The sequence below is a fragment of the Methylobacterium sp. WL116 genome, assembly GCF_008039455.1.
GTDB lineage: Bacteria > Pseudomonadota > Alphaproteobacteria > Rhizobiales > Beijerinckiaceae > Methylobacterium.
Map to the genome: position 1 here is coordinate 1 of NZ_VRUV01000772.1, position 1579 is coordinate 1579.

The 1579-nt window shown below is 72.0% G+C and carries 1 protein-coding gene; it reads left to right on the plus strand.

Annotation, left to right across the window (positions count from 1 at the left end; all coding sequences use genetic code 11):
- Nucleotides 1-238: 238 nt before the first annotated feature.
- Nucleotides 239-934 carry a TetR/AcrR family transcriptional regulator gene (locus tag FV223_RS27200; protein ID WP_147729814.1) on the plus strand — a complete coding sequence of 232 codons (696 nt, stop codon included), beginning with the start codon at nt 239-241 and terminating at the stop codon, nt 932-934.
- The last annotated feature ends 645 nt before the right edge of the window (nt 935-1579 follow it).

Below are 1579 nucleotides of genomic sequence, written 5' to 3' on the forward strand. Positions count from 1 at the left end.
GGCCCCGCACGGATCCGGGGCCTGCCCGCGCTCCGGGCGCGCCCGCCGAGGTCGGGAGGGCCCGCCTCCGGTGAAGCGAGGGCGAAGGGAGGCCTTTCCGGGGTTCGCCCGCCCGCGCCTCGGCATCGGTGTTCACCCCAGGTTGCCCTCGGCGCGCCGACCCGTCAAACCTTGACGTCTCGTCGCGACAACGTTCGGTGGATGGGGACCGACGCGGGGGAGGAAGGGCGGAGCCAGCGTGGACGGGGACGATTCCGAAGGGCCGCCGCGCCGCCGCCGCCACCTGCCGGGTGCCGAGCGCGAGCGGCAGATCGTCGAGGCGGCGACCCGCTTCTTCGCCGAGCAGGGCTTCGGCGGCCAGACCCGCGAGCTCGCCGCGCGGATGGGCATCACCCACTCGGCGATCTTCCGCTACTTCCCAACCAAGGAGGCGCTGATCGAGCGGGTCTACGACCGGGTCTTCGTCGCGCGCTGGAACCCGGATTGGGGCCCGATGGTGCGGGACCGCAGCCATCCGCTGGAGGCGCGGCTGGTGCGGTTCTACCAGGAATACGCCGCCCGGATCTTCGACTACGAATGGGTGCGGATCTTCGTCTTCGCCGGCCTGCGCTCGGTCGACATCACCCCGCGCTACCTCGCCATCCTGCGCGAGGCGCTGATCCTGCCCGTCTGCGCCGAGTTGCGGGTCGAATTCGGCCTCGCGCCGCCCGAGGTGCTGCCGTTCCAGGAGCGCGAGATCGAGGCGGTCTGGGCGCTGCACGGCAAGGTGTTCTACATCGCGGTGCGCAAGTACGTGTACAACCTGCCGACCCCCGACGACGTCGGCCCGATCCTCGCCGACGACGTGCTGGTGTTCATGCGCGGTGCGCCGACGCTGTTCCGGGCGATCCACGCGGACGCGGCAGCGCTGCGCGGGTCGGCGGAGCCGGGCTGACACAGGTTCGAACGGATCGTTCGCATCGCCGACTCGGCCCCCTCTCCCGGACGGGACGAGGGGACCCGCGCCGCCTCCGGCAGAAGCGGGGATCCGTGAACCCGACCACGCTGGCGAAGCGGCGCGATCGCATCGTCCCTACCGGAACGCCGCCCGGTCACGGCGCGCGCGCTTCGCGAAGCGTCCATTCTCCGGATACGCGGCGTCGAACTCCGCATCGAATGCCTTCGCGATCAGATCGGCGAAGGCGATTTGCACGTGACTGGGTCGCGCTCTCATCGGCCGGCATGCGTTGTACGGGTTTCCTCGAAACCGGTACAACAGAACCGCAGGGTCCGAACCTCGTGGCCGGGGTGTGGACGCGGCCCCGAGGCGAAGGTGCCGGGCGGCCGATGGACGACCGCTCTCGGGGGACATCGACGGCCGTCCGCAGGCGCGGCATGGGCCGGATGCAGGCCATCGTCATGAAGGCCATCCGCCGACATCTCACGCCGTGCGGTCCCCCGTCCCGAGCTCGCCGCGGTCCCGGTGGCACGCCACCTCATGCTCCGGCCCCACCGAGCGGCGCAGCGGAAGCTCGGTGCGGCAGACGGCGATCGCGGCCGGGCAGCGCGGGTGGAACGGGCAGCCGGGCGGGGGCGCGAG